The 14642-nt window shown below is 42.9% G+C and carries 10 protein-coding genes and 1 riboswitch; of the genes, 3 read left to right on the top strand and 7 right to left on the bottom strand.

Annotated elements, in window-relative coordinates:
* Positions 1-62: 62 nt before the first annotated feature.
* The 4 genes from metG to CJ190_RS01675 all read right to left on the bottom strand — a co-directional run bounded on the left by metG (position 63) and on the right by CJ190_RS01675 (position 7589).
* Complete coding sequence (gene metG / locus CJ190_RS01690) at positions 63-2063, bottom strand: methionine--tRNA ligase (protein WP_064292625.1); 2001 nt, start codon at positions 2061-2063, stop codon at positions 63-65.
* 108 nt (positions 2064-2171) lie between these two features.
* The gene (gene tyrS, locus CJ190_RS01685; RefSeq protein ID WP_064292626.1) at positions 2172-3434 is read right to left on the bottom strand and encodes a tyrosine--tRNA ligase; all 1263 of its coding nucleotides are present in this window, start codon (positions 3432-3434) and stop codon (positions 2172-2174) included.
* 329 nt (positions 3435-3763) lie between these two features.
* Positions 3764-6406, bottom strand: coding sequence for a magnesium-translocating P-type ATPase (mgtA, locus tag CJ190_RS01680; RefSeq protein ID WP_070598000.1), 2643 nt, complete (start codon positions 6404-6406; stop codon positions 3764-3766).
* 209 nt (positions 6407-6615) lie between these two features.
* Positions 6616-6784: riboswitch (M-box (ykoK) riboswitch) on the bottom strand.
* Between the two features lie 133 nt (positions 6785-6917).
* Complete coding sequence (locus CJ190_RS01675; RefSeq protein ID WP_064292628.1) at positions 6918-7589, bottom strand: cyclodeaminase/cyclohydrolase family protein; 672 nt, start codon at positions 7587-7589, stop codon at positions 6918-6920.
* Between the two features lie 269 nt (positions 7590-7858).
* Between CJ190_RS01675 and glnA the strand changes: the two genes are divergently transcribed.
* Complete coding sequence (glnA, locus tag CJ190_RS01670; RefSeq protein ID WP_064292629.1) at positions 7859-9196, top strand: type I glutamate--ammonia ligase; 1338 nt, start codon at positions 7859-7861, stop codon at positions 9194-9196.
* A 351-nt stretch (positions 9197-9547) separates the two neighbouring features.
* On the opposite strand, the gene CJ190_RS01665 is transcribed toward glnA, so the two are convergent.
* Positions 9548-10255 carry a zinc metallopeptidase gene (locus tag CJ190_RS01665; protein ID WP_064292630.1) on the bottom strand — a complete coding sequence of 236 codons (708 nt, stop codon included), beginning with the start codon at positions 10253-10255 and terminating at the stop codon, positions 9548-9550.
* 71 nt (positions 10256-10326) lie between these two features.
* A complete protein-coding gene (locus CJ190_RS01660) occupies positions 10327-11292 on the bottom strand; it encodes an alpha/beta hydrolase fold domain-containing protein (RefSeq protein ID WP_070598001.1) in 966 nt (321 codons plus the stop codon).
* Positions 11293-11554: 262 nt separating this feature from the next.
* Between CJ190_RS01660 and CJ190_RS01655 the strand changes: the two genes are divergently transcribed.
* Positions 11555-12163 (top strand): YkyA family protein, encoded by a 609-nt coding sequence (locus CJ190_RS01655; protein WP_064292633.1) that lies wholly within the window; start codon positions 11555-11557, stop codon positions 12161-12163.
* A complete protein-coding gene (locus CJ190_RS01650) occupies positions 12156-13469 on the top strand; it encodes a putative glycoside hydrolase (RefSeq protein WP_064292685.1) in 1314 nt (437 codons plus the stop codon). Before CJ190_RS01655 ends, CJ190_RS01650 begins: the two co-directional genes overlap by 8 nt.
* A 372-nt stretch (positions 13470-13841) precedes the next feature.
* Here the strand turns inward: CJ190_RS01650 and CJ190_RS01645 are convergent, their stop codons facing one another.
* Positions 13842-14642: an IS3 family transposase gene (locus CJ190_RS01645; RefSeq protein WP_082888624.1), complete on the bottom strand. Its 801-nt coding sequence runs from the start codon at positions 14640-14642 to the stop codon at positions 13842-13844.

Raw genomic sequence — 14642 nt, 5'->3', positions numbered from 1 at the left:
CAGGATTATTTTCATTTTCATGGAAAAGAGACTGTGGCCTAGTCACAGTCTCTTTCTCTTAACTAGCCCAGGAGACTCCCATTTGGCAAGGATTCATCAACAAAAATCACGCGTAAATCGTCGCCATCTTCTGCGGAAAGAATCATTCCTTGGGAGATTTCCCCTTTCATTTTACGGGCTTTTAAATTAGCTACAATAATGACCTTTTTACCAATGAGATCCTTAGGTTCTGGGTAAAATTCACGGATCCCAGATAGGATTTGCCGGTCTTGTTGGTCTCCGGCATCTAAGCGGAATTTCAAGAGCTTGTCGGCGCCTTCAACAAAGTCACAGTCTTTGATTTCAGCCACCTTAAGTTCAACATCATCAAATTTATCGAATTTAATCGTCTTATCCTTAGCGTTAACTAATTCAGTTTCCTCAGGATCCCAGTCTTCTTCGTCGGCTGCTGGAGTAGACATTTGCGAACGAATATAGTCAACCTCTTCTTCCTTATCTAAACGTGGGAAGATAGGTTCTCCTTTAGCAATCACTTGGGCAACTGCTGGATAGAGACCGATTTCTAAGGAAGCGAAAGAATGGTCACTATCAGAAATCCCTAATTGTTTAAAGATCAACTTAGGAGTTTGAGTCATGACAGGTTGGATCAGAATAGCAATTATCCGCAGCACATCGACTAGGTGATAAAGCACGGATTGTAATTCCGCTTGCTTACTGTCATCTTTAGCAAGGACCCAAGGCATGGTTTCGTCAATATACTTATTGGCCCGCGAAATAATCTTCCAAGTATTATCTAGGGCTAGGGAGAAGTGGAAGTTATCCATATTACCAAAGTAGGCTCTGACATTGTCTTCGATAACGGCTTCCAAGTCAGCATCAAAGTCAGTCACTTGGCCAGGATAAGCACCAGCGCGTCCCTCTTGGTACTTATTCAACATGGAAATGGTCCGGTTCAATAAGTTCCCCAAGTCATTGGCCAAGTCAAAATTGATCCGATTGACAAAATTGTCAGGAGTAAATACCCCATCCGAACCAAATTGCACTTCCCTCATTAAGTAGTAGCGTAAGGCATCGAGTCCGTAACGGTCAATCAGCATTTCAGGATAAACCACATTCCCCTTAGACTTAGACATCTTGCCGTCTTGCATCAATAACCAGCCGTGACCAAAGACTTGTTTGGGTAGAGGCAGGTCAAGAGCCATTAACATAATTGGCCAATAGATGGTGTGGAAACGGACAATTTCCTTACCCACTAAATGGACATTGGCAGGCCAGAATTTTTGGTAGCGGGAGTCATCCTCTGAACCATAGCCTAAGGCGGTAATATAGTTGGCTAAGGCATCGATCCAAACATAAATCACGTGTTTAGGATTAGAGCGAACCGGAATCCCCCAAGAGAAAGAAGTCCGGGTCACTGCTAAATCTTCCAATCCAGGTTTGATGAAGTTATTAATCATTTCCTTCTTGCGAGATTCTGGTTGGATGAAGTCAGGATGGTCTTCATAGTATTGTAAGAGGCGGTCAGCATACTTAGACATCTTAAAGAAATAGGACTCCTCTTTAACCAGTTCAACCTCGTGGCCGGAAGGCGCCTTACCACCAATTACCTTACCATCGTCATCACGGTAGACTTCCGCTAATTGGGTTTCGGTAAAGTATTCTTCATCAGAAACCGAATACCAACCCTCATATTCTCCCAAGTAAATGTCTCCTTGGTCTAAGAGTTGTTCAAAAATGTCTTGGACGGCTTTGACGTGGTAGTCATCGGTCGTGCGAATAAATTTATCATTAGAAATATCTAAGCTCTTCCACAACTTTTGCATGCCCTCAGCCATCCGGTCGACATAGGCTTTGGGAGAAATTCCTTCTTCTTCAGCCTTTTGTTGGATCTTCAAACCATGTTCGTCAGCCCCCGTAAGGAAGAAGACCTCATGGCCCATTAGGCGTTTATAGCGGGCAATGGTATCAGCAGCAATGGTTGAGTAGGAATTACCAATATGTAGTTGGCCACTAGGATAATAAATCGGGGTGGTTACATAAAAAGGTTCTTTAGTATTAGTCACGAATGAGTGCCTCCTTTAATTATTTCTAAATCAGTATAGCATAAAGCGGGTCGCCTTTAGAACGGATACTTTATGCTAGTTTGAGCAAGTTTTTTGTATAGGGTCTTTTTAATCGACAAAAGTCATTAGAAAATATTTCTTCTTGCCCCGACGCACGACAATGTATTTATCTTCGATGGCATCGGCAGGTGAAATCTCATAATCAATGTCTTGGATCCGCTCGCCATTAATATAGATGGCCCCATTTTTAATGTCTTCACGGGATTGGCGGCGTGAGCTCTCTACCCCGTTGTCCACTAGCCATACTGCCAAGTTAGCCGTCTCTCTAGGCACTTGGGCTCCGGGCATATTATTAAAGCCTTGTTCAATTTGCTTGGCGCTGAGATTTTTAATGTCTCCTGAAAAGAGAGCTTCAGTAATGCTTAAGGCATCGGCTAAGCCTTCCTCCCCGTGAACAAAGAGGGTCATTTCCTTGGCTAAAGTCTTTTGAGCCTCCCGTTTATGAGGTTCAGTGGCGACTTTTTCGGCTAATTCAGCAATCTCTTCTTTCGACAGGAAGGTGAAGTATTTCAAGTATTTAACCACATCAGCATCATCTTGGTTAACCCAAAATTGGTAAAACTCATAAGGCGAGGTTTTTTCAGGGTCTAACCAAACTGCCCCACCAGCAGTTTTACCAAATTTAGTGCCATCTGCCTTCAACATGAGGGGGATGGTTAACCCAAAGGCCTTAGCTTCAGGCCCTTCTACCTTACGAATCAAGTCTAAACCGCTGGTAATATTGCCCCATTGGTCGGCCCCACCAATTTGTAAGCGGACATCTTCTTCCCGGTATAAGTGTAAGAAGTCCATGGATTGAAGAATTTGATAGGTAAATTCAGTAAAGGAAATCCCGTGTTCGAGACGCGAAGCCACAACATCCTTAGCTAGCATGGTATTGATATTGAATAATTTCCCATAGTCACGCAAGAAGTCTAGTAAGGACAAGTCCTTGGTCCAAGCATAGTTATTGACTAGGCGGAATTGGGCGTTAGGATCCTTGAGGAAGAGTTTTTCCATTTGGGCGGTCAGCTTACGGGCATTTTCATTAACAACCTCCATGGATTGTAGTTGCCGCTCTTCACTCCGACCAGATGGGTCACCAATCGAACCAGTCGCTCCTCCAATTAAGATCACCGGACGATGCCCTTGCAATTGGAAACGCTTCAGCATGATAAAAGGAATCAAGTGGCCAATATGCAAGGAATCCCCAGTAGGGTCAACCCCACAATAGAGGCTGATCGAATGGTTTTCAACATAGTCTTTTAAGCCGGCTTCATCGGTTTGCTGGTTAATTGCGCCACGCCATTCTAATTCATCAATAATATTCATGGAACTACTCCTTCTTGTCTAATTTTAGTCTGTTTAAAGTTCTGTCAATTCTCTTATTAAGCAATAAAAAAGTCCCTGCCAGACAGACAGGGACGATTGTTACCGTGGTACCACCCAAGTTGCTTAAAAAAGCCACTCTCGCGCAATAAGGTAGCGCCACCTAGCAATTCTTCTAACAAGTGTAATTCATCATTAACAGGTACTAGTTTCCACCAACCACTAGCTCGCTATCAAGTCAACTGTTAACCACTACTGGGCTTGTCTTGCTTAATATTCCTCATCAGTATAGGTAATTTCGCCCGAATTGTCAAATCCAAGTCCTGGTAAACTTAGAGCAACTTGCCATAATGTTTAACATAGAAATGTTTGACCAAGGTCACTAAGACCAAGTAAGAAATCACAATAGCCACCAGTAAGAGCCAGAAAGATCCGGGTAAAGGAGCTAGACCTAGATAGAAACCTAACTTGGTCCGAGGCAATAGACTACCAAAGATAATCCCGATGGTCGTGATCGTGGTAAAGATAAAAGATGGCCGGCTTTGAATAAAGGGCAACTTTTCAGTTCTTAGCATATGAAGAACCAGGGTTTGTGACCATAGGGAAACCACGAACCAACCTGAATGGAAGAGAGCTTCAAAGATAGCTTGTTGACCGGTCGACAAGGACCAATAAGTTCCGTTTAGGACTTGGGGAATAATCCAATGGTAGAGCGCCACAAAGGAAAGCACATCAAAAATGGAAGAAATTGGTCCAAAGTAAATCATAAAATTCTTCACATGCGAAGCGTCCCAGTTCTTAGGTTCCTTCAAGTAGGAGGCATCCATGCGGTCCCAAGGAATGGAAATGCAGGCGATGTCATAGATCAGGTTCAAGACTAAAAGTTGGGTCGGCATCATGGGCAAGAAAGGTAAGAATAAGGAAGCCATCAAGATGGAAAAAGTATTCCCAAAATTTGATGAAGTCGTAATATTAATATATTTCATAATGTTCCCGAATATTTCCCGACCAGAGACAACCCCTTTTTCCAAAATCATCAAATCTTTTTCTAAGAGGATGATATCGGCTGATTCCTTGGCAATATCGACTGCAGTATCAACAGAAATGCCCACATCAGAAGTCGTTAAGGCAGCAGCATCGTTAATCCCGTCCCCCATAAAACCAACCACATGGCCGTTATCTTGGAGAATTTGGGTGATTTGAGCCTTTTGTTGAGGAGAAATTTTGACGAAGACTTGGTAGTCTTCCACTGCTTGGGCTAAGGCCTCCTCGTCCATGGCTTCCAGGTCGATCCCATTAATAATACTGTCTGCCGAAATTCCTACTTGACGACAAACCGACCGGGTAACCTCTTCATTGTCACCCGTCAGGACCTTGACATCCACTTGGTGGTCAGCCAAAGCCTTGAGAGCAGGTTGGGTAGATTCCTTAGGTGGGTCAAGGAAGGCTAGGTAGCCGATCAAGAGCATGTCCGACTCGTCTTCAATGCTAAAGGCATCAACTGCTGGTGGGTTGGTTTTTTGAGCAATGCCGATGACTCTTAGACCGTCTTCATTGAGATCTTTGACTTGTTGGCGGATTTCTTGCCGGAGGTCATCCGTTAAAGGAATGGCTTGGCCTTGTTTGAGGACTAGGGAGGAAATGGCTAGCATTTCTTCCACCGCCCCTTTGGTAATTAATTGCCGTTTCCCCGCCTTATCTTCCACAACGACACTCATCCGCCGCCGCTCAAAATCAAAGGGAATTTCATCGACCTTGTGGTAGTAGCTAGGATCCAGGTCCAGTTCCCGGTGGGTGGCTTCAATAATGGCCACGTCCATCAGGTTCTTCAAACCGGTTTGGTAGTAAGAATTCAAGTAGGCATGGCGGAGTACCCCACTGTCTTCATCGCCATCACAGTTCAAATGCATTTCTAAAACAATTTTATCTTGGGTCAGGGTTCCGGTTTTATCGGTACATAAGACATCCATAGCGCCAAAGCTTTGAATGGCATTTAAGTTTTTCACAATGGTCCCACCCTTGGCCATGGTTTGTGATCCCTTGACCAGGTTAGTGGTCACGATCATCGGCAACATCTCCGGAGTCAAGCCGACCGCAACCGAAATCGCAAAGATCAAAGCATCCAGCCAATTCTTCATATGGATACCATTAATCAGAAAGACAACCGGTACCATCACTCCCATAAAGCGCATGAGCAGGGTGGAAATTTTACTAATGCCGATATCAAAGTTGGTGACTTCTTCTTCAGTGGTCACGGTTTTAGCAATATCACCAAAGAGCGTGTCCTCCCCGACAGCAATCACTAGCCCAACGGCACTACCGCTAATGACATTCGAGCCCATAAAGGCCAGGTTGGTCTCATCGACCACGGTCTCAGCATGGTCAGTGGCTTGGGCCATTTTTTCTACCGGATAGGATTCCCCAGTCATGGCCGCTTGGGAAACAAAGAGGTCCTTACTTTCAATGATCCGTAGATCAGCAGGAATAAGGTCCCCTGCTGATAATTTAACCAAGTCCCCGCAAACAATCTCCTCGGTCGGAATTTCGTTGAAATCGCCCGCGCGTTTGACATTGGCAGTCACTTTAACCATTTCCTTCAAGTGTTCTGCCGCATCATTGGATTGCTTGGATTGGATAAAGGATACGGTCCCAGAAATAAAGACCAGGACCAGAATAATCACTGAACTAATGCAATCGCGACTATCCGCCGCTGCAAAGACATAGTCAGTAAAGAATGAAATGATAGCCAGGCCAATTAAAATTAAGGTAAAGGGGGTGAGATAGGCTTGGACAAGTTCTTCCATTAAGGAAGCTTTATCCCCATAATCGATCACATTTTCCCCGTATTCCTCTCGCAAGGCTTGGACTTGGTCATCGCTGAGGCCGTTTTGATCAATGTTATAGTAGTTAAAAAGCTCGCTTATTGAATAAGCAGCAAATTGCCGGTAGCGGCTTTGGTTTTCAAATTTTTTCATCGTTATGCTCCTTCCTGTGGGAGCCTAAAGCTTAATCAGAGACCCTGGTAATGGCCTCAAGAGCTTAAGCAATAAACTCCCTTGCTGTCGACTTTCCGCTATCTGTTCTTGCTCTTCCTCCATAGCCATCACCTCCATCTTTTCCTTGGCAAAATAAAAAGAGCCCCTACCCAAGAAAGTAGAGACTCCATTATTAATAAGCTCAGTTGATTGAGTTGCTTCGTCTGAGTTTTAGCACTGTATAACGTAAAGAAAAATTTCTTAGCTACCTGGAGAAAGCCTTATTTCGACAATCTCTGTTTTACCCATTGGCGTCTCTCGACATTTTTGGGCGATAGCTTATGTTTATACAGGAGCCTCTGCCTAACACTTCGGTATTCAAATTTTCCACATAGTATAGTACACTACTTTTTCTCTATTTGCAAACTCTTTTTTGCAATTTGTTCAAGCATTAAAACTTCACTAGACTTGCAATGGCTCTCAAGCTCCAAATTTAGCCAAGCAAGCTGGCTTATTGTCCCTTACGTTTTTCAATTTCTTTAAGTAGGGCTTGGTCCAGCTTTTCAATCCGGTCTAAGAGAGCACTTTGTTTTTTAGCTAAAAATTGGGCGCTGGCCTGGTCTTTAATTAAGGCCAAATTGTTTTCGACATTATGGTTAGAGCCCCTAAAGGCGGTCAACAAGTGGTCCCTTGCCACCTCAACGTCAGCTAAGATGCTTGGCTTAACGAGGCGAGCAATATTTTCTAGTAGAGCTAGATCGTCAACCACTAAGGCGATGACTTGTAGGGGTAAGTGAGTGGCTTGGATCAAGGTCACTTGAATTTGTTCGCTGCGGGCTTGTTTTTCATCCTCACTATTTGCCTTTTGCTTGTAAGCCGCAAAGAGCCGGGCAGAGACCTTTTCGTCTTCGCGGGCAAAATGTAGGAAGCTGTCGCTGTCCCGGTCCATTTGGTGGGCTAGGTCAGATAAATTAGCTGCTGTGTTAGCATCCTTTGAAAAGTCAGTCCGGTCCAAAGTCACCTTAGCCGCCATACTTGCCAAAGCACACGCAAAACTACCAGTGACACAGGAAACCGCCCCCCCACCTGGGGCCGGCGCCTTGGAAGCCACTGCTTTAATTAATGATTCTAGTTCCATTTCAACGCTCACTCTTTTCTTTTTATTGGTTAAATAATCAAACATTACTCCCAAGCTCGTTAGAGGTCAGGTAAATCACTTGCAATCCTATCAAGCATGTTTTCCTTATTTTAACCAAAACACCAGGGAAAGGCATTAGCTTTTTTAATTATTTTTACTTATTAATAATACCATAGCTAGATGGTGTCCCTGACATAAGAAAAACTTTAGAAATTATGAATAAATTTTTCTTGTGATCTTATTTTACATGTGTTATATTTTCTTACATAGAAATCGATTAACTAAGCTGTTAAGAAGATTGGAGTTATAAAAAGATGAAACAAATTAGCGAAGAGCAAATCCGTTCCGATATCAAAAAAGAAAATGTCCACTTTCTCCGCCTCGTCTTTAGTGATGTCAACGGCACCCTAAAAAATGTCGAAGTGCCGATTAGCCAATTGGATAAGGTTTTGGATAATAAACTGATGTTTGACGGTTCTTCCATCGACGGTTTTGTTCGTATCGAGGAATCCGACATGTATTTAATTCCCGATTTAAATACTTGGTTAATCTTCCCTTGGACCGCTGGTGACAACAAGAAAATCGGTTTACTGCTCTGTGATATTTATTCCACAGACGGCACGCCCTTTATCGGTGACCCTCGAGGTAATCTGAAACGCTGTGTCAAACGTTTAAATGATGATGGCTTTAAGGAATTCAACCTCGGTTTAGAAGCAGAATTCTTCCTATTTAAATTAAATGACAGTGACGAACCAACGACTGAAGTCAATGACCATGGTGGTTACTTCGACCTGGCTCCCGTTGACCTCGGTGAAAATTGCCGTCGCGATATCGTCCTTACCTTAGAAGAAATGGGCTTTGAAGTGGAAGCCAGCCACCATGAATGTGCCCCTGGCCAACATGAAATTGACTTTAAGTATTCTGATGTGGTAGATGCTTGTGACAAGGTCCAAATTTTCAAATTGATTGTTAAGTCAATCGCCCGCAAGCATAATCTCTATGCTACCTTCATGCCAAAGCCCGTTTACGGTATCGCCGGTTCAGGGATGCACTGCAACATGTCCCTCTTTGATGACAATGGTAATACCTTCTATGATGAAAATAGTGCTGACGGCCTTTCCGAAACCGCCCACCTATTTGTGGCTGGGATCTTAAAACACGCCAAAGCCATCACTGCTCTGGGTAACCCAATCGTTAACTCCTACAAACGCCTAACTCCTGGTTATGAAGCCCCAGTCTATATCGCCTGGTCCGCTCAAAACCGGTCACCATTAGTTAGAATTCCTGCAGCCCGCGGCAATTCGACTCGGATTGAATTACGGTCAGTAGACCCTTCTGCTAACCCCTACCTCGTTATGGCAGCTTGCATCTATGCCGGTCTAGACGGGATTGAAAACAAACTTCCTGTTCCTGAACCCATTGACCGAAACATTTACAACATGACTTCAAAAGAGTTACGGGAATCTCATATTGAACAACTGCCTTCTAACTTAAAAGAAGCAGTTAACTTCCTCAAAGAAGATCAAGTGGTGCTCGATGCTCTGGGTAGTCACCTATCCAATAACTTCATTACAGCAAAAACCATCGAACACGATGAATACGAAACCCAAGTCACCCAATGGGAAGTTGAACGTTACTTAAAAGCTTACTAATAAATAGTTTTCAAAAAGAAAGCGTGGCCACAAAATGGTCACGCTTTTTTTATACTAATCAACTCTAGAAAAGTACAATTACTTTTTATTTATTAATACCAATAACTAGATATTAGGCAAAAATTTTAGGTGAATAGCTTTGAGCAGCAGTGGCGCTTTGAATTTTAGCGTTAGCCATGAAAAAGCAAGCGAAGCGAATTATGCATCGTAGGCGTTAGCCGTACGAGGCATTTGAGTCTCGCTAGGTGAGGGACCTTGGCCCGAACCGATGCCATGGCTATTAAACGCCAAATTCAAATGCAAAACGAATGCTCTCCAACACTATTTAGTAAAAATTATTATATTAAAAGCTTAATCCCGCCGGTTGCCACCGAAAAGAATAATAATCCGCAAGAGAGAGAGTAAGGTAGACACTGTCCCCGCCACATAAGTCAAGGCAGCTGCTCTTAAAGTAGACTTTGCATAGGGTAATTCTTCTTGGCTCAGAATATTCATTTCGTCGAGACAACGAATGGCCCGTCTAGAAGCATCAAATTCAACCGGTAAAGTCACCAATTGAAATACTAAGGCCAAAGAAAACAGAGCAATCCCAATATTAATCAGGGTTTGGTTCATTCCAAAAAGTACCCCAAGTAATAGAATAGGCATAGACAGACTGGACCCGAAGTTAACCACGGGAACGATTTTTTCCCGGATCCGCATAAAGGCATAGTTATCAGCATCTTGTAAGGCATGGCCACACTCATGGGCAGCAACACCAATGGCTGAAATCGAGCTTTCTTGGGACACTTGGTCCGAGAGATAAAGGGTCTCGTCACGAGGAGCGTAGTAGTCGGTCAATTTCCCTCGCACCGTACTCACACCCACATGGCCAATCCGGTTATGATCAAGCATCATCCGGGCCACCTGGTCAGCAGTTAAGCCCCGGCGGTTGGTATAGCGACTATATTTATCAAAAGTCCGATTGACATTCCAAGAGGCAATCCCGGCAATAATGGCACCAATGATTAATAAGATAATGGTAGGATCAAACATGTAGAATAAAGGAAATCCAAACACTTTTACATCTTCCTTTCTGATCTTTATTGACTATTATAACAAGAAAGCCAATAGATAACTATAAAAAAGTATTAAGGCAAGATCACTTTTCCAATTAAATCGATGACTTCATCCTGCTCAGGAATAGCCAAGAAATGAAAGTTGTGGGTCAAATAATCAAAGGCATAAAAATCGACTGCCAGGCCCTTTTGCTTTAATTTCCGGTAAAAGGCTAAGACTTCTAAATATTGGACATCTTTCTTACCCATAAAGAGATGGACCTTTGGTAAGGTCCCTGCCCGTTCAGCGTCTAGGGCAATAATCCGTCCCTCACTCGCTTGCCATAAACTAGCAATGGCTTGGTAATCAGAAAAGGTCGTCAAGTAATCTTTTTGGTCCTCGTCTTGACTGCTAGTGATGCTATGTTTCGTCGTTACCCAAGGCGAAAGTAATATCAAGCCTTCAAGGATAAGATCACTACTGCTATCTCTTGCAATGGGTAAGGCAAATAGGGCCCCAGTATCTGAAGCCATTAAATAGAGGTCTTCATCGGTATAGTCCAGACTAATTTCATCCAGTAAGGCCTCTAAACGGTCGACTTCTTCATCAAAATAAGCGTAGGAAAGGGGCTCAATATAGGGGATTAATAGGCGCAACCGATTGTCTTCAGCAAATTTTTCCAAAAACCGCCACTCCTTAGGCGGAATTGCTTCAATCCGATGACCCCCATGGAAATAAACCACTAGCTTATCTGACCGGTAGTTTTCTGGGCTGAGCACATAGGCTTGGCCATTTTGATAGCTTGAGAGAGAGATGTTCATGCCATGTTTCTTGGGATAGCTTAAATCTCCCTGCCGAGCAGTCTTCAACTGGTCTTCTAGGAATTGGCGGTAATCAGCCTCATCGGCATTTTTTAACCGGTCTTTCAGCCGGTAGAAGTCCTCTAAGAGCCGACTCTTTACGCTCCGATCTTCTTGGTAAAGGGCATGATAAGCATAGCCCGCTAAACTGGCAACCACCGTTGCTGCATAAGCTAATAAACGTTTCTTTCTTGACATGGATGCTAACCTCTTTCTTTTAGCCCTTAAACTTACCTATTATTATACAATCAAAGCGCGGTCAAGGGCGATAGCCTGGGGCAATGTTATCAAAATGTTAAGCTTTCTTTTTGAATTTACTCGAAGACTATGAAGCGCTCACTAAGAGCAAACTGAGCTAAAACTCGCTGTAAAAAGCAAAATGAAGATGAGTAGGAAAGCCTTTCTTTTTTTGTTATACTGAAAACAGTTTTATTTTATTTATAAGAAAAGGATGAGAAATATGGTAAAGAAATTGGGACTATTGCTAGTCATGGTCTTTGCTCTGGTCGCCTGTGGCAAACAGCCTGCTGAACAGTCGGCCCTAGAAAATATTGAAACCATTACTAGCCAACTGAATCAGATTCAAGCTCAGGAATCTGAACTGCAAAGTCACTTTGAAACAGATATCAGCCAGGACTCTTCATTGAGTCGCTTAGGAGACAAAAATAGTCAAACAGGGAAGAATCTCAAACTACGTGAAGAAGCCACCCAAAAAGCCATCAAGGAGCTCACTGCCTTAAAACAAGTCAGTGAAAAAGTGGAAGATGAAGGCTTGCGCCAATCTCTCAATGAAACCGCAAGTCAAGTGGAACAATACCTCAATGACTATCAAAACTTCTTAGAAGAAGAAGACCAATATTATCAAGAAATTGGTGAAAAGGATGCCACCATTGACACCTTTGAGGATACCATGGCGGCCCTTAATGAAAAACATGTCAATTTGCAAAACCAATTAAAGAATTTAGAAAGTCAGCTAGAAAAGAGCCGTCAAGCCTTGCAAGATGCGCAAAACAAAGACCAAGCCCTAGCTGACCCGCACACTCACAAAGGAGGTTATGACTTTGTCTAAGCAAGAATATCGTCGCCCTCCCCATAGAAGACGTTGGTTACAGATTTCTGCTGCTTTATTGTGTTTATTAGCCGTTCTCTTAATTATTGTTTTCTTTAACCGCGATCGCTTTCAAAATCAAGCAGCCAAGTCTTCACATACCAATAACACTAACCAAGTCGCTAAGGCCGAAAAAGTGGAGGTTAGCGACCAAGAATTACAAATCAATGAAGGTAACAAGGCCTTACTCCGAGTCCCCAGTGTTAAACCCGAACGCTTCTACAAGGCCAGTCAGGTCAACATTGCCTACCCTAAAGAAGGGGTTCGCGGCATCTACCTGTCTGCCCACGGTATGGGGACACCAAGTATTTTGGAACGTAATATTAACTTACTTGATTCCACTGGCTTGAACAGTGTAGTCATCGATGTCAAGTCTGACTGGGGGTCAATCGCTACCCAGTTGCCAACCGATAATGACTTAGTTAAGAAGAACGAAGAAATTACCTTTAATGGTCAAGAAATGATGCAAACCTTTGAGGAGAAGCAAATTTATCCGATTGCCCGCATCACCACCTTCAAGGATACCTATGCTGCCCAAGCCCACCCCGATTGGTCCTTTAAGAAATCCAATGGAGAGATTTGGTCTGACGCAGGAGGCCAAACCTTCCTCAACCCTTATAACAAAGACGTTTGGGCCTATGTGGTCGACGTGGCTAAGGGCGCTGCCGAACTTGGCTTCAAGGATATCCAATTCGACTATGTCCGTTTCCCCGAAGGCTTCGAAAACTTTGGGACTAGCCTAGTTTACGACATGGGAGATTATGCCCACTATGGTAAAGATAGTGTCGAAGGCCGCTGCCAGGCCATCACCGACTTCTTGGCCTATGCTCAAAAAGAGCTCCGTCCTTACGGTGTCGATGTCTCAGCTGATATCTTCGGTTATGTCACCACCATTGGTGCAGCCCCAGGCATCGGTCAAGACTTTACCGATATTGCCAATACGGTCGATGTGGTTTCTTCCATGATTTATCCCAGTCACTGGAGTAATGGTGACTTTGGCTTCACTGCACCTGACCTTGAACCTTATGGGGTCGTTGATAACTATATGGATGTCGAAGACCTTCGCTTAGAAAATATCGATGGCGACCATGCTCATTCCCGTCCTTGGCTACAGGCATTTACCGCTAGCTACCTAGCTAATGGGACTTATCAAGAATACACCAATGTTGAAATCGAAGAGCAAATCCAAGCCCTCCGTGACCACGGTGTTTATGAATACCTACTCTGGAATGCCGCTAACGATTACCCAAGCAATGTCGATTACTAATTTAAGAAAGCAAAAAACACTTGTCCGAAAATTGAACTGCTCCCTGTCAAGTAGACAGACAAATAAATAAATTTTTTACCATGTGTGATTTTTGTCATGCATGGTTTTTATTTTAGATTTTAAAGTATTATTTATCAGTGAATAGGATGTTTCATAAAACTCAATGTGAAAGATAGTTTAGCGGTCAGGCTTGTTTGACAAGGAGGGAGCGTAAACAGCTTCAAGACTTTGTCAAGGTCCGCTCCGCTCTCCACCTTGACAAAGCCCATTAGCTGTTTTAAAAGATGGGCAAGCCAAACAAGCCCCGACAGTCTAACTGAAAACTAGATTAAAGTTCAACTTTTTTAGCCGAACGGCTAATTACTCTTGGGTTTACGCTGGAATTTTAAGTCCCATATCCAGTGTGACACGTTCTGTGTTATAAAATTCTATGTAGCGTTTGATATCATTTTCAAGTTGTTCAAAGCTTTCATAAGTTTTTAATCGATACATCTCTTCTTTTATGATTCCCCAGAAATTTTCCATTGGTCCGTTATCAATACATTTTCCGACCCGTGACATACTCTGAATTAATTGATTTTCGTCGATAAAACGTTTAAAGAAGTGCGAGGTATATTGGAAACCACGATCACTGTGAAAGACTGTTTCTTTAGGGATAAGCTCTTCTTCTATCTGAACAATTGTATCTTGAACAAGCTGATTATTATTTCTTCTTGATAATTTAAAGCCGATAACCTTGTTTATTCCGTAATCAAGAATTGCACTTAAATAAGCCTTATAACTATAGTTATAGCCATATTTAAACTCTGTAACATCCGTTAATAGTACCTCCGATGGTCCATAATCTTTATCAAATTCACGGTTCAACACATTTTCTGCAACATGCTGAGGCTTACTTCTTTTGTAGTGATATCGCCTACGGCGAATAACAGATCTTAAACCCATTAATTTCATGAGACGATAGACACACTTATGATTGACCCGCGCATTCTTAAAGTGATTAAGATAAATGGTGATTCGACGATAACCATAGATGCCCTCATATTTAGTATAAGCTTCTTGAATTAAAGTCATTAACCACTGTAAACGTTGTTCTGTCTTGGATGGCTCTCGGTTGAGCCATTTATAATAAGCAGATCTACTGACACCTAGCGAATGGCATAAGAATGTTAT

Origin of the sequence: Aerococcus loyolae (genome assembly GCF_002871915.2) — a bacterium.
GTDB lineage: Bacteria > Bacillota > Bacilli > Lactobacillales > Aerococcaceae > Aerococcus > Aerococcus loyolae.
This window is presented reverse-complemented; position numbering and strand designations above follow the sequence as displayed.